The following is a 26223-nucleotide window of genomic DNA, read 5'->3' as shown; positions in this document are numbered from 1 at the left end:
CGAGAGACCGTCCGAGGCGCTTCCTCAGACGGGGCGGTTTTCGCTTCTGTTCTTCACCGGCTGCATTTTAGCCAGGCCGTCCTCGTATGAGATGTCCGTGTATGATCCATCGATGTCCTTGGCCGCGTCGAGCAAGTAGTCGAGTCTACCGGCGGTACCCAGCTTCTTGATGTCATTCTTCTCGACGCCGGCGAAGTCCATCATCTCTTTCCACACCGTTGATTCGTCGCAAGGCAGAATGCGGAAGGTGATGTCGCCTATCTTGGTGCGGTACTTCGCGAGCAGATCAATGTTGTTGCAGAAGATGAAATAGCTGCCTTCGGGACTCAGCCTGCCGTCCAGCACCTTTGCGGCCTCAGGTAGATACGCAAACGAATGCAGATATCCGGCAAGAACTGCAATGGTCGGTTCGCCCTCCTGCGCGATTGCGAGAACTTGTTCGATAGAATAGTCGGGCGGTCGTTTTTCGTCGGCGAGCTGGGCTTGAAATTTCAGCGCGATGTCGCCTCGAAATCCAAATCGTCCCGACTTTGTTGTTTCGCTCTTAAGCACCGCATTCAGCAAGCGCCCCTGCCTGTCCAACGGGCCAAGAGCGGTGTTGTCGATCGACGTCATGGAGCCTCCTCATCAGAGTGTGGTGTGCATGCGTCGCCCAATGCGACGTGTCCGCTACCCTTATGCAAGTTGTTTGCCGTCCCGCTATATCTGCGGCGACGTAGAGCGTAAGCGGCGGCTTGGCCCAATGTGCATGGATAGGTGCCGACACAATACGATTTCTTGGCCGAATGACGTCCGGACGTGGCAAATCCGCCTGTCGGAAAGCCGACGTCGCAAATCGAACGTTGGGCTCCTGCAAAACGAACTGATTTCAGCTGCATCTCAACTGGCATGGGATTTGCGAATCGTGCCTTGCGACAAGACTTGAGAGCGAGCCAGAGATGATCAACCTAACGGATAGCGCTATAAGCGTACTGAAGGCTGCAATCGCCTCGACGACGCAGGCCGCAAGCGGTTTGCGGATTATGGTCGAAGGTGGCGGCTGTCAAGGGTTCACATACAAGATGGATCTTGCTCATGAGCCGAGCTCCGAGGAGACCGTGTTCGAACAAGGCGGGGTTAAAGTCTTCGTCGATAACGCGAGCCGAGCGCATCTGAGCGGCACCACGATCGATTTCGTGGTGTCGCTCGAAGGATCAGGATTTCGCTTCGACAACCCAAATGCCAACTCGAGCTGCTCCTGCGGCAAATCGTGCAGGTGAGCCGCGTTCGGACCATTTCGCAATGGAAGAACATCGAACATGGGCCTGAAGGATGAGCCAACGAACCAGTCTTTGACTGTTGAGCCTTCGATCGCGAGCGGATTATCCGCGCCGTGCTCGATGAGTGCGGCCGAGTCCCGCTCCCCGGCTCCAAAGTAGGACGTTAAGTGCAGAGGGGAGAGCCCGTGCGGCCGATCTACCTGGACAACAACGCGACGACCCGTGCAGATCCTTTGGTGGTCGCGGCAATGCTGCCGTTCTTCTCTGCGCATTTCGGCAATGCGTCGTCCGCGCATGCATTCGGCACTGAGGTTGCGCCCGCATTGAAACAGGCGCGCCAGAAGCTGCAGGCCCTGATTGGCGCGGCATTCGATCATGAGATCGTCTTCACCTCGGGCGCGACTGAATCCGACAACACAGCGATCCTGTCCGCACTCGCCGTGCAGGAGGGACGCGACGAGATCGTCACGACCGCCGTTGAGCATCCGTCCGTGCTGTCCCTTATCAAGGAACTGGGCCGACGAGGAATCAAGACCCATCTGATTCCGGTCGATGCAAGCGGCAGATTGGATATCGAGGCTTATCGCAACGCATTGTCAAAGCGCACGTCGATCGTCTCGGTCATGTGGGCCAATAACGAAACCGGTACCATTTTTCCGGTGAAATCCCTCGCCAAGATGGCGCGCTCGGTCGGCGCGATCTTTCACACCGACGCGGTCCAAGCGGTCGGGCGGATTCCGATCGACCTGAAGACTACGGATATCGACATGCTGTCGCTCTCTGGCCATAAGCTCCATGGCCCGAAGGGAATCGGCGCCCTGTACGTGCGCAAGGGAGTCGAGTTACGGCCGTTGATCTTCGGCGGCCCACAGGAGCGGCGTCGCCGCGCTGGTACCCAAAACGTTCCGGGTATTGTTGGGCTCGGCAAGGCGGCCGAACTCGCTGCGGCACACCTCGTACAAGAGCAGATGCAGATTGGCGTCCTTCGCGATCGGCTGGAGCAAGGCATTCTCGCGCTCGGCTGTTGCATGGTGCTTGGTGAAATCAAGAACCGTTTGCCAAATACGTCGAACATTGCCTTTGAGCATCTCGAAGCAGAGGCTATCGTGCACCAGCTCAACCGCAACGGAATTGCCGTCTCACTCGGTTCAGCCTGCGCGTCCGGCTCGATGGAGCCATCCCATGTCCTGCGCGCGATGAGAGTACCACCGGCCTTTTTGCGCGGTGCGGTTCGCTTCTCGCTGTCGCGCGAGACGGCGCCGGATGAGATCGACCGTGTCCTGCAAGTCCTGCCGGACATCACTGCCAAACAGAGAGCCTTGTGGCGTGCGTGTCAGGAGCGCGCGGGCGAGAGCTCACAACGTGCGGAGCTCCTATGAAGGTCATGATTCGCCGTTCGCCCGAGACGGGCCTTTCGATTTATGTGCCCAAGAAGGATCTTGAGGAGCCGATTGTCGAATGGGAGCACGAGACGCTGTGGGGTGGTTGGATCAGAATCGCGAACGGCTGGGTGCTCGACCTACCCGCGATGGCGAGTGACACCACCCTACCAATCACTATCAACGCCAAGAAGCGCGGCGGCGAAGCAACCGAATGATGAATGCTGCGGTTCCACAAAACCTCGCCAACCGGCGGATGCGGAAGCTATTCTCGGCGGGGCGGTCCGGCACCTGCGAGGAACGCGACACCATTCCCTGGCTTGGGCCTGGCGCGACCGAGCGTACTGATCACTCCGGAAGCCCTCGTAGCGTTCTTCGCAACCAAGATCGCAGCGCGGTGCCAAAGGCAATCTGGGCCTGAGCTCAGCACTGAGGCGCCGGGCCAGCGATGGCGTTGATCGGGGAGGCCTTCGACGCCCCCTTGCGCCCACATCGCCAGCCCGCTCGTTGTATTCCGCGCGTCTTCACTGCGTCAGGCCAACCGGCTGTAACTCCGCAACATTCAGTTTCGAGAGGGTTGAATCTCGCGCCGGGCCAGGTCGTAAGCTTAGAAATCGTGATGCGACGTCCGCCATGCAAATCCTTGAACCATCAAACAAAGAGCCTCGACGAACTCGCGAAGTGGAAGGCCAACGCCCTCCGCGCCTGATGATGATCCCTATCTATGGTTGGAACAGATCGAAGGCGCGCGGGCGCTGAACTTCGGGAAGCGGCAGAATAGCAGAACGCTGGAGGTGTTTGGCGGACCGGCAGCCGAACGAGACAGAGATGCGCTGACCGCGATTTACGACCGGCCCGACAATATCCCCTATGTCGGCGCGGCGGGTGTCTCTACAACCTATGGAAGGACGCCAACAATCCACGCGGCCTCTGGCCGCGAGAGTATCGCAGGCCGAACCCATCATGGGAGATCCTGCTCGAGCTCGATCAACTCGCCGTCAGCGAAGGCGAGGACCGGCTTCTGAACGCCACGCCCGCACCGCCAGGAAATCATTCGCGGTGGATCTTGAGTCTATCGCGCGGCGGAAGCGATGCCGTGACTTTGCGTGAATTCGACACTGACACGAAGCTCTTCATCGACGATGGCTTTATCTTGCCCGAAGCCAAAGGTAGCGGCGTATGGCTCGATTCTGATACGCTGGTGTTGTTAAGCTCTCAAGGCGACGGCATGGCCGCGACCACCGGCTATGCGCGCACCGTGAGGCTGTGGCGGCGTGGCACGCATGTTGACAAGCGGCAGTGATCTTTGAGACCAGGGCCGCTCATGTGTCAGTGGGTTGCAGTGTTGACGACACTGTCGTGCCGCCCAGGATCTGGTTCCTCGATGCGACAGACGTCTCCAATTGTGTGGTCTGGCTCGGCGATGAAACGGGCGCCAAGACGAGGCTCGATCTGCCAAGTAACATCTGGATGCAGTCGCACCGCAACTGGCTTGCCCTGAAGCCGCGCGAATCCTGGTCTGTGGCAGGGCAGACCTATGCCGCGGACATGGTAATCGTCATCTCGCTGCCGGTGTTTCTGGCGGGCAGCCGCCAGTTCGAGGTTCTCTTCGAGCCGGGCCCGCGCCGTGCGCTGCAGAGCTTCTTTTGGAGTGCGGGCAAGCTCGTGCCTTGTATTCTCGACGAACTCCGGCCAGTCTTCGAGATCTGCACGCCATCCGATAATGGCTGGAACCGCGAGCGATTGGGCGGGCTTCCTGATCTTGGCTCGTCGACATCTGGTCTCTCGATCACGATCCGTCCGAGAGCAATGGCGACTTGCTGGCCCACGTCGAGGATCCGCTCACCCCGCCGTCCCTCATCCTGATGGAGCGGGGCGTTGCCAGTGCCGCCGTGCTGAAGCAGGCGAAGAAGACGCTTGCCGCGGAGCACTGCGTGGTCACGCGGCATGAGGCTATCTCGATCGACGGTGAGCGAATTCCCCATTTACAGACCGGCCCGGTCAGACAGACCGACAACGGGCCGGTACGTAGGAGCCCGCGTGATCGGTAACGGGGCTGCTTCTCGTCTGCATCTACTAAGGCTCGCTGCATCAAGTTGTCCTTCAAAGCGTCCGGAAAGTCTTTTGCGGATTGTGCTTTGCACAGGCGTCACATTTTGACGACAAGATCAACTTTCAACGACGCCACCCGCCTGCTTTTTGCCAAGGGCATAGGTGAAGCAGCCAACCCGTCGTCAAAACAACGCTGCCAGCGCTCTTGTGATCGCAATCTCTGTCAGCTTTCCAACATGAGTTGTAAAACTGACATTCGAGCGGGCGTTACCTAACTACTTGAAGCGAACCGCAAAAGTCATTTGTGGCAGGCATGGCACGCCAGTTGCTCTTGGCTTTTCAGAAACGACTCTGGGGATGATTGCCGGAAGAGTTCGGCTTGCGAATAGAATTGGAAAAATGAGTACTTCAGCGCAACACCAGGTGTCCTGCGACGGCGGCGAGATCAACGAGACCATGCAAGCGGTCACTAAGCACAAGGGCTGCGGTACGATCGGCGGCAGCGGGAAGGCGAGCTGCGGATCTCAGGCCGGCATCGGCCATCTGCCAAATGAGATCTGGGAAAAGGTGAAGAACCATCCCTGCTACAGCGAGGAGGCGCACCACCATTATGCCCGCATGCATGTCGCGGTTGCACCCGCCTGCAATATCCAGTGCAATTACTGCAATCGTAAATACGATTGCGCCAACGAATCGCGCCCCGGCATTGTCAGCGAGAAGTTGACGCCGGAGCAGGCCGCCAAGAAGGTGCTGGCGGTCGCTTCCGCGATCCCTCAGATGAGCGTGGTCGGCGTTGCCGGCCCTGGCGATCCGCTAGCGAATCCGGACAAGACATTCAAGACGTTCGAGCTTGTGAACAAGCTCGCGCCAGGTATCAAGCTGTGCCTCTCGACGAACGGTCTTGCGCTAGCCGATCATGTCGACACGATCGCAAGACTCAAGATCGATCACGTGACGATCACGATCAACATGATCGATCCCGAAATTGGTGCAAAGATCTATCCTTGGATCTTTTACCGCCATAAGCGCTACACCGGCGTTGAAGCTGCAAGCATCCTCAGCAATCGGCAGCTCCAGGGCGTGGAGATGCTCACCGCGCGCGGCATCCTATGCAAAGTCAACTCGGTGATGATTCCCGGGATTAACGATCAGCATCTGGTTGAGGTTAACAAGGCTGTGAAGTCGCGCGGGGCCTTCCTGCATAATGTGATGCCGCTGATATCGTCGCCCGAGCACGGCACCGTGTTCGGTCTCAGGGGGCAACGCGGCCCGACCGCACAGGAAGTGACAGCGTTGCAGGATAGCTGCGAAAGCAAGATGAACATGATGCGCCATTGTCGCCAGTGCCGGGCCGACGCCGTCGGACTGCTCGGAGAGGACCGCGGCTCGGAGTTCACCATGGAAAAGATCATGGCGATGGACATCAAATACGACGAGCAGCCCCGAAAGGAGTATCAGGCCAAAGTCGAGAAGGCGCGCATCACAAAGCTTGCGGCCAAGCAGGAGGAGCTTGCGGGGCTCGCCAGCGCTTCCAGCGAAATCAAGGTGCTGGTGGCGGTTGCAACCAAGGGGTCGGGATTGATCAACCAGCACTTCGGTCATGCCAAGGAGTTCCAGATCTACGAGCTCTCGACTTCAGGCGCGAAATTCGTTGGTCATCGTCCTATCCATCCCTATTGCCAGGGCGGCCATGGCGAGGACAGCAAGCTCGAAATCGCCATCGGCGCCATCAAGGATTGCCTCGCCGTATTCGTGTCAAAGATCGGCGGCTGCCCGAAGGCCGAATTGATCAAGGCCGGCATCGAGCCGGTCGATCAGTACGCCTGCGAGTTCATCGATGCCTCGGCGATCGCCTGGTTCAAACTCTATCTCGATAAAGTCAATGAGGGGAAGGTCAAGCACGTTGAGCGGGTCGATCCGGCCCGCCACAATGCGCTGATTTCCGCCGCCTGAAGGATGGGTTCAGACAATGCCGTTCAAGATCATCGCCTCGCAATGCACGGGCTGTTCAGCGTGCGAAACGCAATGCCCGAACCTCGCTATCTCCGAGGTAGCCGGCGCTTTCCTGATCGATTCTGAGAAATGCACCGAGTGCGCCGGCTACTTTGACGAACCGCAATGCGTGGCGGTTTGCCCGGTTGACTACACATGCGTGCTCGACACGGCGCTGCCGCGTTATCAGAAGCCTGCCTGAGGGCCACGATGGATGCCACTACGACACTAGCGGTTCAGAAACTCGGGCGGATCATGCTCCGCCTTGACGAGCCGCCGGCCGCGGCTGTCGCCCTCCCAAACCGGGTGGACGGCTCGCCCTGGTCGCCGAGGTGCCAGTTGCCAAGCCATATTGTGGCGACGCGAACGTCGGCGGGACTGCGTCAAGCTATTCCTGCCGGCCGGAAGGCCGCGGTCTTGAGCGTCGAGGATCGATTTCGCCGATGGGTCCACCAAGAGCGGACCCGTCTTCCGCGATATCAATCCAGTCACCTGGGGCTATCATTGAACATGCGACATTCATGCCGGAGGTCTTCTTCAGTCGGTCATCCGAGCGAAACGAGAGCGTCCTCATCGAGTCCTGTGTTGGTCGCACGGTGTCGAGCCTCGCAGGGCGGCAAGGTTATCCTATCACCTCGATGAAGATGCAGAAAATCAACCTGTGCCAAGCCAAGGCGGTCGTGATGCGGAGATGATTTTGCTGCCGACCGGCGCGGTCGTGCCACGAAGCCCGAATTCGGCTGCTATGAGAGCGCCTCGCGTGCGTCTTCCTGTTCTCGCTCAAGGCTTGTTGCCCACTTGGAGATGCGTCTCGGGCAACTCGAGGAAGGACGGCGGCAGTCGAGAGACTGCTGGGGGCAGTCCCGCGCACAAGATTGGCGCCAAGGTTTGTGAGGCACGCTCAAGCGGATGGGCGGGACCATGAGTGATGTCATCCACGATGCCCTCAGTTGCCGGGGCAATCAGGTCGATTGTGCCGGCTGCGCGTCTCGCGCTGAACCGCACTGCTTGCTGCCGGCTCAAGCTCGTTGCGTCAACGACGGACTCGCGTGCAGCATCGGCGGCTTCCTCAACATCAATCATAGGCTCGCGGCTCAAGCATCCGCTTTTGGGTGCGGGCGTTGATGTTGACGCACCGTCATCCCGGTTGGCTCATCCAATACGTGGTCGCAAGCCGCGCCGCGGTGCGGGAATCGACGGAGTTGATCGAGGATCACGATAGGGCGGTTCGTAACGCCGGGCGCTCGCGAGGCGCGGTACAGTTGAAGCATGGAACGGGGACGGCAGCATGAGCAACATCGCCCGGGATAGTGACATCGTCGAGTTGACGGACACGCCCTTCTTTGATTATGGCGACAAGGTGCGGGCCAACCGCACCATCCGCAACGACGGCACCTACGTGGGCAAGGAGATCGGTGAGGTTCTGGTCAAGAAAGGCGAGCTTGGCTATGTCGTCTCGATCGGCACGTTCCTGCAACAATTTTATATCTATGGGGTCGAATTCCTCGAATCCGGCTATCGCGTCGGCATGAAATGCAAAGAGCTTGATCTAGTCACGCGAAGCCGCGGAGCCGAGGACCCCTTCTTGTCAGGAGCAGCACCCCGATGATCGAACCAAGGTTGCCAAAATACCGATCAGGCCAACGTGTCAAGGCGGCAATCGATCTGCTCAACGACGGTTCCTTTCCCAACGCGTCGGCGGAAGAGTGTCTGGTCAGCGTAGGGCGCATTGGTGAGATCGTCCAGGTCGGTCGCCATACGGAAGCGAACCTACCCATCTATATGGTCGACTTCGGCAAGCAGTTGGTGGTTGGCTGCCTCGAGGCAGAAATCTCCGCAGTCCAGAACATCGCGCAATGAACGCCGCAATCAACAGACGACATCATTCCGGATTGCCTGCGCATCCCAACGAGCTCGACCGGTGGCGGATCGCGCGCGCGCTGACGAGGCGCGAGCGCTACCGATATGTCCCGCCAAAGGTGACAGGGGTTGCCGGCGGCTATCTTGTCGAGAGCCCGTGCTGCTCAGGCAATATCGATGCGCCGGGAGGCCTCGTCGACGTCGCGCTGTTGCACCACGATAGGACTGGGGCAGCATGGCAGCTGTTCCGCAAAGATCACAGCAAGGGCGTCTGGGAGTGGCATTCGACCCATCAACGGCTTGACTTGGCGACAGCGGTTCTGAACGCCGACCCTGAACGTTTGTTCTGGCAATAAGGATTGTGGAGATGGTGCTCGCAGCAGGTGAATTGACGAACATCGAGCAGACGCTCGCCACTATTGATACAGCGTCTGAGCCCTGCCTGATGCTCCGGCAGAAATTTCCACATCTCGCCTGGATCTGTTGCGAGGCTTCCGACATGACGCAGACACCGTTCCGCCGGGTTGGACAGTTCGACCTGCATCTGCTCGACAGTGGCGGTCACTGTGCACAGATTACGAATGATCCGCAGCGCGCCACCGGCATTGTGCTGGCCAAGCGCTCTGGCAAGTCATGATTAAGCAATCGCCTGCCGGTGCCAAACTCACCCACGACGGCAGGCCCGCAGGTTGTTTGCCATGCGGTAGTGACCAGCCCGTGGAATCACGACGCTCGTTCGTCGGCTCCATGAGACGGGGGCAAGCGATCGTTCTCGCAGCGGAATTGCCTGGGTATCTCAACGTGGCTAATCAGATCAAGAATGCTGCGGCAGATCAAATTAGGACGGGCGAGCCGTGCTCGATCAGCTGACGAGGATCTGGCATCGCAAGATTTGCCTTTGTGAGTACTTTCACTTAAAGCCGCTGGCCTTCGGAAAATAGGACAAGACGTTTGTTCTTCGCGCGGTGACGCCGGGCACTCGCCGTGGCGGCCGGTTGATGATGCGCGCGCAAGTGAGGCAGTGCGAGTGTCCCGGCCGATCCAGCGCTACTCCATCAATACTGGCGCCTGGAAATACCATTCTACGAAATGTCTTGGTGAGCTGAGGTCGGAGCATTCAAGCAAGAAGCGCTTTTCGAGTTGTCTTTCGAAGACGCGTCAAGCGTCCCTTATCTATGGCTTGCTTCCATGTTGAAGCTGGGTAACGTGCATGTCGAGAATCGGTTTGTCACGCAGATAAACATCCAGGGAGGACAAATTCGCGTGTAGTTCCAGTTCTTATCTCGAAGAGAAAAATCCGCTTGAATAGTTGTCGATCACCATTGATATGGTAATGGGATGCAGTTGCGTCTACGCCAAAAACAAGGCGCTACAGGCAAATGTGCAAAACGAAATCGGAGAACATCACGTGGCAAAAGCCGCCAAGCGCAAAGAGTATAGTAAGGATGACGTCAAGCTGCTCAAAGAGCACTCAAAGGCCCGCACCCCTGTAGCTAGGGTTTCAAAGCTGATGAAGCGATCCGAGGGGTCTCTACGACAGAAAGCACGTACCTTGGGGATTGGCTTGGGTCACCAGCGCTGAGATATGGTTCAATTTTCGGAAATTGACAGGCGTGATCGAGCCGGCCAGGCGGATTACGACCGCCGGGCCAGCTGATCGTTTCAGGTCCCTGCGTCCGAGGGTCAGCTCGCGCGATGAGCGAGCTGACCGGTCTGCCGATAGACCGGCCCACTTGGCCTAGACCTCATCGATTGTCATGGTTTCAATCAGCGACCGATAAAGGCGCATCTGTGAATATAGATCTACCACCCGGAAATGCGGTCCGCGAGCGTGCCGGCGGATCATCAGCTCGGCCGGCAGACGTCGTTCGGCGCTGAGCTGTCTCTCGCTGCTAGGGTCTGTACCTAAATAGCGCCACGTGAGTCTCTTGCCTCCGTGTTCTTGATTCGGGGGCGAGCGAATGCGCGCGGGTTTGTTTTGGTTGAATGACAGGCAATGGGCTCGTATCGAACCTCATCTGCCGACGGGACTAACGGGGCCGGATCGGGAGACGACCGGCGCATCTTCAGCGGTATTGTTCACATGCTGCAATCGGGTGCGCGATGGCGTGATTGTCCGCGCGAATACGGTCCTTACACGATGATCTACAATCGCTTCAATCGCTGGGCCAAGCGCGAACGATGGTGCGCAATCTTTCAAGCACTGGCCAAACCTGGCAAAGATGCCGTCGTGCTGTCGCTCGACTCGACTTCGATCAAAGCTCATCGCTGTGCCTCCGGCGGAAAAGGGGGAGCACAATCAGGCAATCGGCCGCTCGCGGGGAGGCCGTACGACAAAAGTCCATGCGCTGAGCGATCCGCTCTGCCGACCGGGTCGTCCTGCATCTGACCCAGGTCAGGATGCCGACATCGCTGCCGCGCCCGATGTTCTGGCGCTCGCACCGACCATGAGCGCGCTTCTCGCAGACAAAGGGTACGACGGGGACAACCTTCGCGCCGAAATCGCTGGTCCCGGCGCCAAGCCCGTCATTCCCAATAAATCCAACCGTGTCGTCATTCATCGTTTCAACAAACGCGCCTACGGAGGCCGAAATGTCATCGAACGCTGCTTTTGCCGGCTCAAGGATTTCCGCCGCATCGCCACATGATACGACAAGCTCGCCCGGAATTTCTTAGCCGCTGTTCAGCTCGCCGCTCTCGTCGCATATTGGCTCAATTGAGTCTGTACCCTAGTTTGCTGTAAGCGCGGCATGGACCGTGAAATCCTCTTGCAGCGGTTGGCGGTGCAAGTCTCCCAGGGCGCCGCGCGCATTGCCAAAAAGGAATTGCCTTCAACCCGGATCAAGTCCGTGTGGCAAGGTCCGGATGCGTCAGCCTCTCGATCCTTGTCAGCTTTCTGACAGCGGTGCACAAAGCTGTGAGATTCAAAACACCGTGCGCCGTTTGCGCATCGCGAACTGTTTCAAAGCACAATTAGGCGCTTAGTGCGCGCGAGGAGCGCTGGCACGGCCCTTGCTGTATCTCGCCGTAGGGCAATAGGCGCCAATCGGTGCGATGCTCAAATCCAAATGGAGAAAAGTGAATGCGTAAACTAATAATCGGCGTCCTCGCGCTGTTCATTTCAAACACTACCGCGTTCGCCGGCTCCGGGGCCATCGCATACTCCAAACCAGATGACGTGGTCGGTGTCTCGCACGGGTGTAGATCACAAAAGCACGCTAAACGGTGGGCCCTGCTCGACTGTCGCCGCAAGGGCGGCTCGGATTGCCAAATCGAAACTTACGAAAGCAACGCTTGCGCCGCCGTTGCCATAGGCAATGGACGCCGGCTGGGACGCGCGTGGTGGTCCCACCCACTTGGTGAATTTGAAGAGGAGCTATCGCAACAAGGCGCGCTGGCCGGATGCAATGAGACCGGCGACGAGGACTGCAAACTGCGGGCCTGGGTTTGCCACTAAGGCCCCTCAGTAAGCCAAGGGCCCTAAGGAAGGAGGTCAGGCGAACCCAAATTCGCAGCAGACATATCCAGCCGAACCCCGCGACTGAAGAGAGTTCTGTGCGTCAGGTTCAGCAAAATCGATCATGGGATTCGGCCGAGCCATCCCCTCGGAGCCGCCGTCGCTCGCCTCACCCAGAAGCGCAGCAGGCGAGCGACGGCGGCGGAGAGGGGTGGCGTCCATCCCTTTGGGGCCCGAGCATCGTCAGGCCGCCTGGCGTAACGCCTCCTTCTTGTGGTCCTTCAACAGATCCATGTTCAGCTAGCGACGGTCCGCGAGCCAAGGCTCATGGCGTTCGACGGTCAACGCACGGACGAGCCGTAGACAGCTCTCGCCATTGGGGAAGATACGCACCACATAGGTGCGTCGCCTGATACCTCGTTGAGCCGCTCCAGCATGTTGGTCGACTTCATGTGCATGCGGTGTGCCAGCGGCAGGCGGAAGTAGGTGAGCGTCTCCTCGATGTTCTCCTCCACCCAGGCGGTGAGCTTTGGGTATTTGCCGCTCCATTTGGCAAGCCAGGCGGCGAGATCGCGCCGCACCTCTGTGAGATCGCGCCGTTCGTACATCCAGCGCAGCTCCAGCAGGCAATCGTCGTCGACCTTGCGCGGCACATAGTCGAGCGCATTCGTGAGGAAGTGCACGTAACAGCGCTGCCAGAACACCCCGGTGAGGACTTCGGGAATAGCTTTCTTCAGCCCTGGATGATCATCGGAGACCACGAACTCCACTCCGTGCAGGCCGCGGGCCTTCAGAGCTTCCAAAAATTCTTTCCAGCTCGATCGGCTCTCCCGGTTGGCGAGCTCGACCGCGAGCACCTGGCGCCGGCCTTCCCAGTCAACGCCGATTGCGATCAGCACCGCCTGGCTGGCAATGATGCCGTCCTCTCGCACCCGTTCGTAGCGGGCGTCCAGGATCAGATAGGGAAACGGTTACTTCAGCTTGCGTTCGCAGAACGCTTTCAGCGAGGCATCCAGCCGCTTGTTGATGGTGCTGATCGCCGAGGCCGAGAAGGAATGGCCCACCAGTTCCTCGGTGACCTGCTTCACCTTCCGCGTCGAGACGCCTTGCACGTACATCTCGGCCAGCGCCGCCACCAGCGCCTTCTCCGAGCGCTGATAGCGCTCGAACAGCTCGGTCGAGAACCGCCCTTGGCGGTCCTACGGAACCTTCAGTTCGATCTTGCCAACCCGCGTGATCAGCGAGCGCGTGTAGTAGCCAGAGCGATAGCCAAGCCGGGCTTCAGAGCGCGCCCCTTTTTCCGCCCCCAGCGTCTCCGTCATCTCGGCTTCAAGTGTCTCCTGCACCGCGGCGCCAGCTTTCGCTACTTGGCAATCTCCAGTCTATCCCAGTATCCAGTGCACGTAATCCGGAGCACGCAACGCGGGGACCGAGACGACCCGCTGGTTATTCCACTCACCGCGCACATGTCACTTTAATGCAGCCACTCGTCAGGAGGACGGACCCCGCTCATAAGCGCCAGCTCTTGCTCTAACTGCTCATTGAGGAGCATGAGCGCTCGAAGCGCACTGTGCAGATCACCGTTACAGGCGGAGACGATCTCATCGACGGCCAGCTCGTACTGATCAAGAGCAGAGTTGGTGCGTTCGCGTGGCGTAAGAACAACATACAAGCAGAAACCCAAGTTGATCGTGCCAACCTGCCTGAGATACCCCGGCAATTCACAGCCGGCCGCGCTTGCATTTTAGAACCACGCCGTTCACCCACCAAACATTCCTGAATGATTCAACGTAGACCTTGGCAGCGGCCGAGTACTCGGCCCGTGGAGCTTTGACAGAACGCTGGTTCGCACGCTGGTCGCAGCGCGCAACCAACGCTCAAGATGACAACCCAGCTGTCCAACCAGATCCGCGGTCTGATGAATACGTTCGGCCTAGTCGTTCCCAAGGGGCCAGGACGCGTATTTGAGCGTCATGTGTGCAGCCTGCTGGCGAACAATGCCGGGCTCAAGCAGATTATCGAGCCGTTGCTCGATGCCTGGAGGGGCATGCGCGCCCGCCATCCTTCAAGGTCGAGTTCGATTGCACGAAATTCAAAAGCCGCCGCTGCTCACCAGATTCCTGTTCCGCAATATCCCGATGATCTGGCCTCTCGTGAACGGGATCGGCTTCATGCCACCACCCGCCGAGGACCCTACCAGTTATGGGAGCAGATCGCGGGGCTCAGGCCAGTTAAAAGCTTCTTGAGGCTGATATCCATTGGAATGGGTCTCGTCTATGAAACTGTCAGGAAGGGCCTATGCCAAAAGTAACCGCTTTGCCAACGGAAGGACGCTGTCAGATTTGCGGGATCGGACTTTGCTGGCTCTGTCCGCGGTAACCACGGCGATCCTTTTCGCCTGGCTGCTATACTACAGCAGTTACGGTTTCAATCTGAGCGCCGAAGGTTTCCACCTCAACTCCATCGCAAACCCATTCGCCTACTCAATCAATAGTCCGCCGTCCCTTTTTGGCTTCGTTTATCACTGGCCATATCAGTGGGCAGGGCGCGACATCGCTGTGCTTCGGATGGCGAACGTCACGCTCACCATGGCGCTGGGCTGGATGTTGAGCTTCCTTGTGATCCGGCGCCTCTGGACAGTGGGCTGGCCACAGGCGGCGGTGCTATCGGCAGGAATCGCCAGCCTGTCATTGGTCGCCTTTCATTTGTGGTTACTTACCCCCAACTACTTCACTCTCACCTTTCAATCTGTCTTGATGGTAATGATCGGCTTGTTGCTAGCCGATCGGCGAGGGCGCGTCCGCCAGATCGTTGGATGGATCCTGGTCGGCATTGGCGGCTGGTTCTGCTTCATGGCTAAGCCAACCACCGCTGCGGCCATTGCCCTCCTCGTTATGCTCTATGTCGTCGTTTTGCGCCGAAAGTCGGTGCTGCCCTTGCTTGGCGCAGCGCTGGTCGCTCTCGCTCTACTGATCGTTACCGCCTACGGGATCGATCGCGGTGTCACCGGGCTGGTCACCCGCATGGTCAACAGCGCCGATTTGGAAATCCTGCTGGGTGCCCGGCACGAGGTATCCTTCATCCTTCGGATCGACTGGCTCGAAGCCAGTCGCGGGCAACTCGCTATCGCTGTGTTAATGGCGACAGCTCTTCTGCTCACTATTCTCATCGGGCCTACGCACGAATTGCTCGCATCGCTGGCTCTTGCTGCGGTGTTGATCCTAACAATAGCGATTGCGCTGCTGGGGACCGATCCGATCAGCATCATTCCCTCGAGCTTGTTCCTAGTGCCAGCCTTCATATGCCTTGGCGCGATGTTCAATCGTGAGGGTTTGGTTCTGCGCTCCCAAACTCCCACCAGCATCGCTCTAGCGTTAACCTTTTTGGTACTGCCGCACATGTCCGCGCTGGGCTCCAATCTCAATTACTGGTTCGCCGGTTCGATGACCGCCTTGTTCTGGATGCTCGCGGTCGTTACCTTCCTGAGCCCTCTTGCGCAACAGGGACGCGGCGCCGCCACCCTACTGCCCCTGACGGTATTGGCACAATTTCTCACTGCATCAGTGATCAATACTGCCATGCTCAAGCCGCACCATCAGGTGAAAGATCTACGCGCTTATAACGCTGTCACACCCTTGCCGGGCGGTGGACAATTGGTGCTCTCGCAACCGGTCCACGACTATCTGGCCACGGCCAGAGCCCAGGCTCGTGCGGCCGGCCTTGAAGTCAGTACCCCCGTGGTCGATCTCTCTGGCCGCTCGCCGGGCCTGCTATTTGTGCTCGAAACGCGCGCCCTAGGTCTACCATTTCTGATCGGACCATGGGACAGTAGCCCAGCACACTTCGGTCAACCATGGCCGACCGTGTCCTATTCCGGCAGTAACGCCGCCGCGGCGGAAGCGCTCGGGCGTGAGAACTGCGCCGATCTGGCCAAAGCGTGGGTACTGATCGAGCCGACGGGCCCGCATCATCTTGATCAAGCCAGTGTCATGGCCACCTTTGGAGCCCACCAGGCGGACTACGTCGCCGCCGCTGCGTTCGAAACCCCCCTTAATGACGGGGATGATCCGAATGCTCACAGGCAGTTTTTGTTCAAGCCCCTACGGCCCATCGCGAAGGCGGAGCAGTCCTGCCGTGAAGCCAGGCGACAATGATAGCAAGAAACGGAGCCAATCGTGAAACCTGTGATCCTCGCCGCTGGCCTGGGAACCGGACTCCCCGAGAACCTACCTTCGGCTGTCCCACGTTTACCGGTGGGTTTACCAGACCGCCGATCAGGATTCGTTCGTCTCTATCGAAAAGGCAAAGCAAGATCTAGGCTGGTCGCTCAATTTCAGCAATTGCCCGGCGCTTATCATACATACAGCCGGTATCTTGAGCACGGCAAAGAGATGGCCAAACAGTCCGGAGAACGCCTAGGGCTGACATCGCAGTCCACGCCGAATGATACTCTTCGATTGTCAATTGCGGCGCCGGCATACAATGAGGAAGCTGGCATCCGCCATGTGGTGGATTCGTGGATAGCGTTTCTTCGCAAGTCATCAGATATCGGCGATTTTGAAATCGTCGTTTGTAACGACGGGAGTGATGACAACACCGGAGAGATACTTCGGGAACTAGCCAAGGCAAATCCCGAGTTGCGGATGGTCGATTTCACGCAAAATTTGGGTGCCGCCGTAGCCTTGACGGCAGCTATCAAGGCAACACTGTTGGATTGGGTGCTGTTGATCGACTCGGATGGTCAATTTCCTATCGAGAACCTCTCCCTACTTCTGTCAGTGCTCCGTCGGGACGAAACATCAGCCGCGATCGGAATCCGAAAGAAGAAGGACACGACGTTCAGACGCTTCGGCACTTGGTCGAGCGGGATCGCATGCAATCTGATCTACGGCACCCGACTCAAGGACTTCAACTCGGCCTGTAAGCTCGTCAGCGGACCGCTAATTCGTTCGCTAAACCTCGAAGCCAAGGGGATGAACTCTTCGACCGAAATCACGGGTAAGCTCCTTGAAGCCGGAATCGACATAATGGAGGTCGAGATAGTTCATCGTCCACGAACGTCCGGGGCCAGCAGCATGAGGCTCGTCAAGGATTCGATCCACCGCTTGCTCTTCGTCTGCTATCTGGGTTTTCGCCTGTTACTGATCCAACTTGGTGTCCTGCAGCAACCTTTGAAATAACTTGGATCTCCATGATGACGGTGACGCACGATAAACAGGTCAAGGTTGCGCTATTTTGCGGAGGGCGTGGCAGTGCAACCATTATTCGGGAGTTTCTCAGGCGGTCAAACGTCGATTTGACCTTGCTGGTGAATGCCTACGACGATGGGCTCTCAACTGGGGCACTGCGCAAGTTTATTCCTGGAATGTTGGGACCATCCGATTTTCGTAAGAATCTTTCCTATTTACTGGATCTGTATTCTGATCAGCAGTACGCCCTTAGAAATCTCATCGAATTGCGGCTGCCGATAGAGTTCGGCCCGGCCGAAGAATCTGCGTTACGCACCTTTGTTGAGACGGAGAACTATGAAGAGCTGGATCCGCGGTTTGCCGAGCTCGTCAAAAAGCTCTATCCGCCGACGGTGGCAGGGGTCCGTCGCTATTTAGGGATCTTTCTGGGCTACGCTCAGAATTCCCCCGAGCCATTCGATTTTCGCGACTGTTCAGTGGGAAATCTGATTTTCGCCGGCGCATATCTGGAGAATGGCCGGAACTTCAATGCAGCTGTGCGGGAGACAGGCCGGCTGGTCGACTCCCAAGCGGTGCTCGTGAATGTGAGCAATGGCGAAAACAGGATTCTGGCTGGGCTGAAGGCAGACGGCCAGCTACTGCCGCGCGAAGCGGACGTTGTCGGTGTACAATCAGAGGTTCCGATCGCCGATACCGTCTTTTTGGCGTCAGCGATCTTGCCTGATGAATGGAACGCAGTAGCAAACTCCTCCCTGGCTGAAAAACTATCATGGCTCAAGCAACGAGAAGCACCCATTGAGCTTTCGTCAGAAGCCAGGTCCGCTATCGAGCAAGCTGACATTATCGTTTACGGACCTGGAACCCAACATTCCTCCTTGCTCCCGAGTTATCGAATCGCTGGTGATGCGCTGCGACGAGCGCCGGCAGAGATGAAGGCGCTTGTCACGAATCTGGAGCCCGACAACGATATCCAGAAATGGACGGTGGAGATTCTCGTCGACCAGGCGCTCTACCACGCCAAAGATAGCGAAAACCAGCATCAGGTAATCACCCACGTTTTCATCAACAATCCGGGCACTCTCGCTAACGCGCTCCGTTTTACGGATGATAAGCTTGTGAAAGCAGAGACATATCGCGGCGCATCACTGGTAACGGGCGAGTTCGGTCGCGGTGATCCGCCCAAGGTCCACAATGGCTATGCGCTGGTTCGAAAACTGCTGGGGATCTGGGAAAATAATGGTGCGGTGAAACACAAGCCCTCACTTCGAATCTTTATGGACTTGTTCAATCGATCGTCCGCAGCACAGGGGCTCGTCGAGGAGTTTCTTGAGATAGACTGGTCGGACTTTTCCAAGGTGTGCCTTTGTTTCAATGTCATACCGTTCAAAAAAAACACGTTGCCGCCTGGCATCTCGATTGAAACCACGCACCACCCCGGGTCGTTTCCCGAAGTCAGCGAGGTTATGAGCTGGATCGGCCAAGGCGATACCGATTACCTTGTGACCCTCACAGGTGATGGCGAATATCGCTTTCGCGATGTTAAAACGAGTGTCGCGGCCCTTCGGGACAGCGTCTTCGGCGCCGTGTACGGCTCCAGGACGCAGAGTCGACGTCAGTTCAATTTGTCCTTGAGAGCGGCTTACGGTGAACGAAAGTTGCTGTTCTGGTTTAGCCGTACGGGCGCTTTCTTATTGACGCTATTGTTTGTCATGCGATTTGGCGTAATTTTTTCCGATCCGCTGACGGGATTCCGGGTCTACCGACGCAAACATGTGAAATGTCTTGCTCAACTTAAGGACTCCGTCAGGGTGACTCCGGCATCACTGTCCAAACAGCTCATCGCAAATTACGTCGAGATCGCCGAACTCCCTGTCTTCTATCGCACATTTAGAGGCTTCACGGAATCGCGGTGGCGATTGAAGCGTGGATTGTTAAATCTCGTTGGATTGATGAGTTGAGAATGCTCGACCCAGCGCATTTTCGCAATTTCCTGTTCGACTTCGACGGTACCCTTATTGATTCGGCGCCGCTTCATGCCGAAGCATTTTATGATGTAGTGCGGGAGGAGAGGCCTACTCTTATTTCCGGCTTCTCGTATGAGCCATTGAAGGGGCTTATGACATCGGATGCTTTTCGGCGACTCGGAATTGCCGATGAAGCCGAGGTGCGGCGGCTTAGCGCTAAAAAGCAAACGCGTTATCGGAATCTCGTCCATCGCGGTCGACTATCTCTTCTGCCCGGCGCGCGCGAGCTTTTGCGAGAAGGCGCGAACGAGGGTTACAGATTGTTTCTTGTCACATCAGGATCAGGTCCTACTGTTCGGACGGCCCTGGCCGCGCTGAACCTCCTCGATGTTTTTGAAGATGTTGTCTCCGCCGATGATGTGAAAATGGGAAAGCCTTTCCCGGATCCCTTCCTCCTGTGTCTGCAACGGAACGGGTTGACGAAGTCGGAATCGATCGTGATCGAAGACGCGGAATCGGGCGTGATCGCCGCGCGTGCCGCAAATCTTTCGGTCGCCGGCGTGAACAATCGAGGAGTTGAATCTATCGTCGATTGCTTTTTCTCGGATTTGACGAAGTTGCATGCGACGATCGCCAACAAGAACTCGGTGGCTCTGTGAAGTTAAGATCGTGTGCGGTCATTCCGGCGGCCGGACGAGGTACTCGCCTTGGGCTCGATCGTCCCAAGATTCTTGCGTCGTTGAATGACGATGAGACGATTTGGTCAGTGCTCCGGGATAAGGTCTTGGAGATCGTTGATCGCGTCCATGTCGTGCTTTCCCCCGACGGTGAGGCTGTCTTTCACGCGGCCCTGAAGAACGACCCGAGAATGGACCGCATTTCGACCAGCGTACAACCGAGGCCAATTGGAATGGGTGACGCTATCTTCGGGTGCTATGACAATTGGTCCGGCGCGGAATGTCTTCTTGTCATCTGGGGAGATCAGGTTTTCGTTTCGCCGCAAACGCTCTCCGGTGCGCTATCGCTGCATGCGGCATCACCCAAAACAGTCGTCTTGCCCGTTGCTTCGCTGTCCCAACCGTACGCCGAATATGTTTTCGGTGCAGAGGACACGCTGATCGCCGTTCGACAGTCTCGAGAAGGCGATGCCTGCGCGCCGAACGGCTGGAACGACATCGGGACATTTGTCTTGTCGGTGACCGGATTGAAACCAGCCTGGGATGCGTATCTGTCACGGGCATCGCTTGGGGAGACGACCGGAGAGATAAACTTTCTGCCGTTCTTGCCGTTCCTTGCCGGGCATGGCTGGACTGTCCGCCGTCTGGTCGTGACAGATGCCCGCGAAGCACGGGGGGTCAATTCCATTGATGATATGGTATTCTTTCGATCGATCCCGCTGAGATAGAGTTTAAGACCTCGCTGCTGACGAAGGAGAACGAAAGCCATTCGAATGGTGGATGGTCGGTCGCGTACCGCCATTTGTGCGCTCGAACAGAGTGCTGCCCAACTTGCATTCGAGATTGCGCAAGCGGCGACTAAGAGTCGACTGCTTGATGTTGAGCGCTTCTGCCGCTTGACGGAGGCTTCGTGCTGGAACGCGACGATCGCCCAGCGTAGATCTCGAAATTACACGGGCGCGGTCGAAGCCCTATGGCGAGTTGTCGGTGACCAGGTTTTTTCTGTTTTGCTCTCCCTCATTGTATCGATCTTGCTGGCCGTCACTCCGTCACTTAGGGGGCTCGCGACGGTGCTTGGTTGATGGCAGGTCCGCAGCACATCGATGAACCGCTCACCGGCGATGTTCAGGGTGCCGGCGTTGTCTATGTGCAGCACGTCTGTTCCGTCGACCGGATTCAGGTTGCTTCGCGCAAGCCGCTGCTTCAATGATGAATCGCTTTCTCGTCCGCGTCCCGCCAAGCGCTTGGACAAGACCTCAACCGGTGCAGTGACATTGACCACACGTAGTTGCGTATAGCGCTGACGGGCCAGAGGCGCTATCGCTCGAGAGCCGTTGGCGACCACGGCCTTACCATGGTCGAGTTGGTCTTCGATTGCCGCAGGAATCCCGTAGAAAAGCCCCTGCGCTTGCCAATGCAGGGCGAAGATGCCAGCGCTGGCTCGACGTTGAAATTCTTCGAGGTCGACAGATTCGTGATCCTCCCCGACGGAAGGAGGCCTGGTAATGATCCGGCGGACGAAATGAAAATTAAGATCGGACTGCAATTGGGCACGGGCAAAGTCGATCAGGGCGTCCTTGCCCGCTCCACTGGGACCAACAACGAGAACCAGATGGCCGCGGGCAGGGCTCATGAGCTCATACCGCCTCTTTGAGGAGGGTACGGCTACCCAAGGCAAACTGCGACCGCACGATAAAACCTGCGCTGGAATGTTCCTGAACAAAAAGGAAAGAGTATCAATGGTGTAGTCTTCGAAGAGCAATGGCGTGAAGACCGCATCCAACTTCTTCCGCACGTCGGCCCGGCTTTCGGCCGGAACGCGATCGGTCAGGGGCATGTGGAAGCGAGAGCGATCGAAGACATAAGGATAACCCATCGCACAAGATGTGTGGTCTCAGTATCATCGAGCGGCCCGCGCAAACGCCGTTGAAAGTCGGCCTGGCTGAGGGGCCCGAAAGCGATCGAACTCGTCGACGATGTGTGAGGCAAAGCCACGCAGGGTGGGGATCGAACTCACGGGAGCCAGGGCGAAGAAGCCGCCGACCAACTCAATCTTCAGAGGGCTGATGGGCATGGCGGCCATGCCGCCACGAACTTACGGAGTGCCCCTCCAGTTCCTCAACCGAACACTCTTCCTTCAGCTGAAATGGCTCGCCTTGAGGGTCGCATGGAAGCCGTCGCGTCGCGGCGCGGTCGTCAGAGTGCGGCGCGCCAGGTGCGCAGAACCTCCAGTGAGTTCAACGTGAGCTCTGGACAAGCCTCCAGCATACGCGTCGCGCCCACGCCAATCTCTCCCCGCCACACTTAGCGGGTGTTCCGGAGCTGGCGTGTAGTAGATTGCGTAGCGGGGCGAGGATGGTTCGGGCATTATGCGGCGGCCTCCCTTGCTGCGGTACTGCGCCGAGGCTTGCGAACGAGCGACTGGCCCACTTCGAATAGGCGGTCGGCCACAGCCTCGCGTACTTCCTCATCATGGAAGATGCCGACGATGGCAGCTCCGCGTGACTTGGCCTCGTTGATCAATTCGACCACGGTCTGGCGGTTGGCGGCATCGAGCGAAGCGGTCGGCTCGTCGAGGAGCAGGACCGGGTAGCGGACCATGAAGCCGCGGGCGATATTGACGCGCTGCTGCTCACCGCCGGAGAAAGTGGCAGGCGCCAGAGACCACAACCGCTCGGGGATGCGCAGCCGGGAAAGCAGTGTACGGCCCGTAGCGTACGCCGCCTCTGAAGGAACGCCGTTCACGATCGCCGGCTCAGCGACGATATCCAGCGTTGAAACCCTTGGTATGACGCGCAGGAACTGGCTGACATAGCCGATGGTGCGGCGGCGCATGTCTACCACTTCCCATGGCTCAGCGCTGACCAGGTCGATCGATTCGCCGTCGTGTTGGACGGCGATGCGGCCGGCATCTGGCTTGTAGTTGGCGTAGAGCGAGCGCAGCAACGTCGATTTGCCGGCCCCGGAGGGGCCGTGCAGGCAAACGCACTCACCCGCCCGGACATCGAGCGAGATGCTGTCGAAAACGTCGATTTCTGTGCCGCCCTGAGTATGAAGTGTAAACGTCTTGGACAGACCGCTGACGCTGACGAGGATGGTCATGACGCTCCCTTTCCTTAGACGTGCAACACGGAGGAGACGAGTAGTTGCGTATAGGGGTGGTGAGGATCGTCGAGCACCTGATCGGTGAGCCCCTCCTCGATCACTCGCCCGCGCTGCATCACCATCAGTCGGTCCGCGAGCAGACGCGCCACGCCGATGTCGTGGGTGACAACAACAACGGCAATGCCAAGCTCGAGGACGAGGCTGCGCAACAGGTCAAGGAGCTTTGCTTGGACCGAGACATCGAGGCCGCCGGTCGGCTCGTCCATCAGCACGAGGCGAGGGTGGGTAGCGAGTCCGCGAGCGATCTGCAGCCGCTGTTGCATGCCGCCTGAGAACACCTCCGGCAGGTCGTCGATGCGCCGCCCGTCGATATCGACCTTCTCAAGCCATTCCAGCGCCGTCGCACGCAGGGAGCCGTAGTGGCGGCCGCCCGCAGCCATCAGAGGTTCGGCGATATTGCCGCCGGCGCTAATTTCGAGGCGCAATCCGTCGCGCGGGTTCTGGTGGATGAGTGAAACCGTTGTCGGTACGAATTGCTCGCGTGAGGCTTCGTCCATCGCCCAGAGATCGACGACGTAATCATCTGAGGCTATTAGGACGGTGCCGTCATCTGGTTGGATGCGGCCAGCAAGGCAGCGGAGCAGCGTCGACTTGCCCGAGCCGCTCTCGCCGACAATGCCGAGAACCTCTCCCTGACGTAGCGAGAACGAGACCGCCCTGCAGGCTGGCACTGATCCAAAGGTTTTGAAGAGACGCTTGACGCGCAGAACTTCTCTCCCTCTCGGTTTCATGCATCGATCCTTTTGTCGCGCTGCTCGGCGCAATAAGCGGTATCCGAGCACACAAAGGCCCTGGTGCCGCGATCGTCGAGGAGGATTTCGTCGAGATAGCTGTCTTGGGCGCCGCAAACTGAGCAGCACGTCTCAAAATGCTGGACGGTGAATGGATGGTCGACGAAATCGAGACTGTTAACATCGGTGAAGGGTGGTATGGCGTGGATGCGTCGCTCTCGCCCCGCGCCGAAGATGGCGAGTGCCCGGCTGCGGTGAAGCTTCGGATTGTCGAATTTCGGAATTGGGGACGGCGAGGCCAGATAGCGGCCGTTGACGATGACCGGATAATCAGCCGACATCGCGACGTAACCGAGCCGGGAAATATCCTCGTAGAGCCGCACATACATCACACCGTAGCGACCGAACGCATGGATCTTCCGAGCAACTGCTTCCTCTGGAATGAAGCGTCGCAAAGGCTCTGGATTAGGCACCTGGAAGACGATGATCTGATCCTCCGTGAGTGCCCGCTCCGGAATGCGATGGCGGGTCTGGATGATCGTCGCTTCCCCAGTGCGCTCGGTGGTGACGACGTCGGCGACCTTGGCAAAGAACTGGCGGATGGAGATGGCATTGGTGGTGTCATCGGCGCCTTGGTCGATCACCTTAAGAACGTCATCCCGACCGAGAATGCTCGCTGTGACCTGCAGACCGCCAGTGCCCCAGCCGGGAGGGAGGGGCATCTCGCGGCTGCCGAACGGCACCTGGTAGCCAGGCACGGCGACCGCCTTCAAGATTGCTCGCCGGATCATCCGCTTCGTCATCTCGTCGAGATAAGCGAAGCTGTATCCAATGGCGTCATCATCAAATATGAGGTCAGCCTCCACAATGCGCCTCCGTGATCGGGGCCGATCCGGGTATAGTCTCGGAACCGGGCTTCGCGCGCCGTTGCGCATATTCCGCCCGCATCTGCCCCAGCAGCTGCATCTCAGCTTGGAAATCGACGTAGTGCGGGAGCTTGAGGTGCTGCACCAAGCCAGAGGCCGCGACGCTATCGGAATGTGAGAGGACAAATTCATCGTTCTGGGCCGGGTAAGCGACCCTCTCGCCCAGTTCGGCGGACCGCAAGGACCGGTCGAGGATCGCCATGGAGAGCGCCTTCCGTTCGCCGTGGCCGAAGACGAGTCCGTAGCCCCGCGTGTAGTGCGGCGGGAGCGCCCCATCGCCGGTAGTTAGATGCACGGTTTGGCATTCGGTAAGACGGATCGTGCCGATGCCAACCGGCATGTCGAGTTCTGGGATGGTTAGGACGACGGTGGCGTCGCCGTAACGCAGCTCGGCGACGAAGGGATGGTTGCGCCCATAGCCGCGCATGGTCGAATAGCACAGCCCCATCAGGAAGCCCTCGTCGCCGCGCGCGAGAGCTTGCAGCCGCTCGTCTCGTCGCGACGGAAATACTACCGGGTCGCGGGTGATATCTGCGACGTGCCCTTCCGCGTCCGGCTGGGCGCTTTCGACAATGTCGGCCTGCGCCAGCACACCACATTCTTTCGTAAACACGTACCCCGTCGTATCAGGCCTCGGATCTCCGGTGCCACCCTGGTTTGTCCCTTCGCCCATGCCATCGATATCGGAGAGGTCGTCACTTCCCACCTCTCCCATCAGCGCGACATCGAGGATGCGTTGGGTATAGTCGTAGGTCGGCCCAAGGAGCTGGCCGCCCGGTACGTCCTTGTGGGTCGTCGCGATCCGTCGGCGCACTAGCATAGCCGCCGTGTCGACCGGTTCGGCGTAGCAGAAGCGGGTGAGTGTGGTCCGGAAGGCGCGCAAGAGGTAGATCGCCTCGGTGAGGTCCCCCTCGGCCTGCTTGATCGCCAGCGCCGCCAGTGCCGGGTCGTAAAGCGAACCCTCGCTCATCACTCGGTCGACGGCGAGCGACAACTGCTCGCGGATCTGGTCAACGCCGAGATTGGCGATCGCCGGGTCGCCGCGCCGGCGCTTGGCGAGGGAACGGTGCGAGGCGGCAATAGCGGCTTCGCCGCCCTTAATGGAAGTGATCATGACTGTGCGGCCTTGGCGGAGCGCGGGAGGCCGATGACGGCGCGGCCGTCGGTGAGAAAGATGTCGACGCCAAGCGGGTAGCGTGCCGCATTCTTGCACCAGGCCGGCCAGAACCAGTCCGGCAGGCCTCGGGGGGCGACGCTTGCGGTAGTCTCGATCCCCGGCCCAGAGAGGCGGACGGCGGACCCGCCCGTGAGCGCCGGCACCTGGACGACGAGTGTCGTAGATCGGTCGGGGTAGGCGGCCTCGCCCGGATGAAAGTCGCCGATCGCCGGCAGGGAACTGGCATTGCCGATCAAGGCGAGGATCGCAGCTCTCGGGTCGGCAACCTGCGGTGCGTTGGTGTGGAAATGAAGGTAGCGCCTGACCGGCTCCGTTGACAGTGCCGAGTCAAGCCAGATCGGGCATTCGGCGTCGGCGAGCGTCAGAGCGATCGCGGCGAGCGATTCACTCAAGGG

At 58.7% G+C, this 26223-nt stretch carries 26 protein-coding genes and 4 pseudogenes; 19 read left to right on the top strand and 11 right to left on the bottom strand.

The genetic code is table 11. The features are described 5' to 3' along the window. Positions 1-24 precede the first annotated feature (24 nt). Positions 25-615 (bottom strand): hypothetical protein, encoded by a 591-nt coding sequence (locus GWG65_RS37285; protein ID WP_148742986.1) that lies wholly within the window; start codon positions 613-615, stop codon positions 25-27. Positions 616-938: 323 nt separating this feature from the next. Between GWG65_RS37285 and GWG65_RS37280 the strand changes: the two genes are divergently transcribed. From GWG65_RS37280 to GWG65_RS37220, 13 genes and pseudogenes are all read left to right on the top strand, one after another. Continuing rightward, on the top strand, positions 939-1259 hold the full coding sequence (locus tag GWG65_RS37280; RefSeq protein ID WP_148742987.1) for an iron-sulfur cluster assembly accessory protein: 321 nt from the start codon (positions 939-941) through the stop codon (positions 1257-1259). A 185-nt stretch (positions 1260-1444) separates the two neighbouring features. Continuing rightward, the gene (nifS, locus tag GWG65_RS37275) at positions 1445-2638 is read left to right on the top strand and encodes a cysteine desulfurase NifS (RefSeq protein WP_148742988.1); all 1194 of its coding nucleotides are present in this window, start codon (positions 1445-1447) and stop codon (positions 2636-2638) included. Continuing rightward, positions 2635-2856, top strand: coding sequence for a putative nitrogen fixation protein NifT (gene nifT / locus GWG65_RS37270; protein ID WP_148742989.1), 222 nt, complete (start codon positions 2635-2637; stop codon positions 2854-2856). Before nifS ends, nifT begins: the two co-directional genes overlap by 4 nt. A 519-nt stretch (positions 2857-3375) precedes the next feature. Then, positions 3376-4665 (top strand): annotated as a pseudogene (locus tag GWG65_RS37265) (S9 family peptidase); the annotation flags it as partial. A gap of 424 nt (positions 4666-5089) precedes the next feature. Continuing rightward, the gene (gene nifB / locus GWG65_RS37260) at positions 5090-6643 is read left to right on the top strand and encodes a nitrogenase cofactor biosynthesis protein NifB (RefSeq protein WP_148742990.1); all 1554 of its coding nucleotides are present in this window, start codon (positions 5090-5092) and stop codon (positions 6641-6643) included. A 16-nt stretch (positions 6644-6659) separates the two neighbouring features. Continuing rightward, positions 6660-6884 (top strand): 4Fe-4S binding protein, encoded by a 225-nt coding sequence (locus GWG65_RS37255; RefSeq protein ID WP_148742991.1) that lies wholly within the window; start codon positions 6660-6662, stop codon positions 6882-6884. A 1086-nt stretch (positions 6885-7970) separates the two neighbouring features. Further along, positions 7971-8291, top strand: coding sequence for a nitrogen fixation protein NifZ (locus GWG65_RS37250; RefSeq protein ID WP_275200377.1), 321 nt, complete (start codon positions 7971-7973; stop codon positions 8289-8291). Further along, positions 8288-8542: a nitrogen fixation protein NifZ gene (locus GWG65_RS37245; protein ID WP_148742993.1), complete on the top strand. Its 255-nt coding sequence runs from the start codon at positions 8288-8290 to the stop codon at positions 8540-8542. Before GWG65_RS37250 ends, GWG65_RS37245 begins: the two co-directional genes overlap by 4 nt. Then, positions 8539-8898: a hypothetical protein gene (locus tag GWG65_RS37240; protein ID WP_148742994.1), complete on the top strand. Its 360-nt coding sequence runs from the start codon at positions 8539-8541 to the stop codon at positions 8896-8898. The genes GWG65_RS37245 and GWG65_RS37240 overlap by 4 nt, the downstream gene beginning before the upstream one ends. A gap of 11 nt (positions 8899-8909) precedes the next feature. Continuing rightward, entirely contained in the window at positions 8910-9179 is a 270-nt protein-coding gene (locus GWG65_RS37235; protein WP_187436231.1) for a DUF6129 family protein, read from the top strand. 672 nt (positions 9180-9851) lie between these two features. Next, positions 9852-10124 (top strand): hypothetical protein, encoded by a 273-nt coding sequence (locus tag GWG65_RS37230; RefSeq protein ID WP_148742995.1) that lies wholly within the window; start codon positions 9852-9854, stop codon positions 10122-10124. A gap of 360 nt (positions 10125-10484) precedes the next feature. Then, positions 10485-11262, top strand: a pseudogene (locus GWG65_RS37225) (IS5 family transposase). Positions 11263-11624: 362 nt separating this feature from the next. After that, complete coding sequence (locus GWG65_RS37220) at positions 11625-11999, top strand: DUF4189 domain-containing protein (RefSeq protein WP_148742996.1); 375 nt, start codon at positions 11625-11627, stop codon at positions 11997-11999. Positions 12000-12299: 300 nt separating this feature from the next. Here GWG65_RS37220 and GWG65_RS37215 read toward each other — a convergent pair. Both GWG65_RS37215 and GWG65_RS37210 read right to left on the bottom strand, forming a co-directional pair. After that, a pseudogene (locus GWG65_RS37215) lies at positions 12300-13345 on the bottom strand (IS256 family transposase). Between the two features lie 128 nt (positions 13346-13473). Further along, positions 13474-13671 (bottom strand): hypothetical protein, encoded by a 198-nt coding sequence (locus GWG65_RS37210; RefSeq protein ID WP_275200376.1) that lies wholly within the window; start codon positions 13669-13671, stop codon positions 13474-13476. A gap of 210 nt (positions 13672-13881) precedes the next feature. Between GWG65_RS37210 and GWG65_RS37205 the strand changes: the two genes are divergently transcribed. From GWG65_RS37205 to GWG65_RS37180, 6 genes are read left to right on the top strand one after another with little or no spacing between them, the layout of a single operon-like run. Next, positions 13882-14310 carry a hypothetical protein gene (locus GWG65_RS37205; protein ID WP_275200375.1) on the top strand — a complete coding sequence of 143 codons (429 nt, stop codon included), beginning with the start codon at positions 13882-13884 and terminating at the stop codon, positions 14308-14310. Positions 14311-14356: 46 nt separating this feature from the next. Beyond that, the gene (locus GWG65_RS37200) at positions 14357-16153 is read left to right on the top strand and encodes a hypothetical protein (protein WP_275200374.1); all 1797 of its coding nucleotides are present in this window, start codon (positions 14357-14359) and stop codon (positions 16151-16153) included. Between the two features lie 21 nt (positions 16154-16174). Continuing rightward, positions 16175-17179: a glycosyltransferase family 2 protein gene (locus tag GWG65_RS37195; protein ID WP_275200373.1), complete on the top strand. Its 1005-nt coding sequence runs from the start codon at positions 16175-16177 to the stop codon at positions 17177-17179. Positions 17180-17193: 14 nt separating this feature from the next. Continuing rightward, on the top strand, positions 17194-19146 hold the full coding sequence (locus tag GWG65_RS37190; RefSeq protein WP_275200372.1) for a 2-phospho-L-lactate transferase CofD family protein: 1953 nt from the start codon (positions 17194-17196) through the stop codon (positions 19144-19146). Continuing rightward, positions 19098-19811 (top strand): HAD family hydrolase, encoded by a 714-nt coding sequence (locus GWG65_RS37185; RefSeq protein WP_275200371.1) that lies wholly within the window; start codon positions 19098-19100, stop codon positions 19809-19811. The genes GWG65_RS37190 and GWG65_RS37185 overlap by 49 nt, the downstream gene beginning before the upstream one ends. Further along, positions 19808-20557 carry an NTP transferase domain-containing protein gene (locus tag GWG65_RS37180; RefSeq protein ID WP_275200387.1) on the top strand — a complete coding sequence of 250 codons (750 nt, stop codon included), beginning with the start codon at positions 19808-19810 and terminating at the stop codon, positions 20555-20557. Before GWG65_RS37185 ends, GWG65_RS37180 begins: the two co-directional genes overlap by 4 nt. A 3-nt stretch (positions 20558-20560) precedes the next feature. On the opposite strand, the gene GWG65_RS37175 is transcribed toward GWG65_RS37180, so the two are convergent. The 8 genes and pseudogenes from GWG65_RS37175 to phnH all read right to left on the bottom strand — a co-directional run. Further along, entirely contained in the window at positions 20561-20707 is a 147-nt protein-coding gene (locus GWG65_RS37175) for a LysR family transcriptional regulator (RefSeq protein WP_275200386.1), read from the bottom strand. Between the two features lie 71 nt (positions 20708-20778). Continuing rightward, positions 20779-21462 (bottom strand): phosphonate metabolism protein/1,5-bisphosphokinase (PRPP-forming) PhnN, encoded by a 684-nt coding sequence (gene phnN, locus GWG65_RS37170; RefSeq protein WP_275200385.1) that lies wholly within the window; start codon positions 21460-21462, stop codon positions 20779-20781. Between the two features lie 144 nt (positions 21463-21606). Beyond that, positions 21607-21903 (bottom strand): annotated as a pseudogene (locus GWG65_RS37165) (DUF1045 domain-containing protein); the annotation flags it as partial. A gap of 293 nt (positions 21904-22196) precedes the next feature. Next, positions 22197-22931, bottom strand: a complete 735-nt coding sequence (gene phnL, locus GWG65_RS37160) for a phosphonate C-P lyase system protein PhnL (RefSeq protein WP_275200370.1) — start codon at positions 22929-22931, stop codon at positions 22197-22199. A 14-nt stretch (positions 22932-22945) separates the two neighbouring features. Next, positions 22946-23725, bottom strand: coding sequence for a phosphonate C-P lyase system protein PhnK (gene phnK, locus GWG65_RS37155; protein WP_275200369.1), 780 nt, complete (start codon positions 23723-23725; stop codon positions 22946-22948). Further along, entirely contained in the window at positions 23722-24591 is an 870-nt protein-coding gene (locus tag GWG65_RS37150) for an alpha-D-ribose 1-methylphosphonate 5-phosphate C-P-lyase PhnJ (protein WP_275200368.1), read from the bottom strand. The genes phnK and GWG65_RS37150 overlap by 4 nt, the downstream gene beginning before the upstream one ends. After that, positions 24581-25765: a carbon-phosphorus lyase complex subunit PhnI gene (locus tag GWG65_RS37145; protein WP_275200367.1), complete on the bottom strand. Its 1185-nt coding sequence runs from the start codon at positions 25763-25765 to the stop codon at positions 24581-24583. The genes GWG65_RS37150 and GWG65_RS37145 overlap by 11 nt, the downstream gene beginning before the upstream one ends. Next, a partial coding sequence (gene phnH / locus GWG65_RS37140; RefSeq protein ID WP_275200366.1) for a phosphonate C-P lyase system protein PhnH occupies positions 25762-26223 on the bottom strand: 462 nt, incomplete at its 5' end. The genes GWG65_RS37145 and phnH, both read right to left, overlap by 4 nt.

The sequence above is a fragment of the Bradyrhizobium sp. CSA207 genome, from assembly GCF_029051685.1.
Taxonomy (GTDB): domain Bacteria; phylum Pseudomonadota; class Alphaproteobacteria; order Rhizobiales; family Xanthobacteraceae; genus Bradyrhizobium.
The sequence above is the reverse complement of the archived record's forward strand: the minus strand, read 5'-3'. Positions and strand labels throughout refer to the sequence as shown.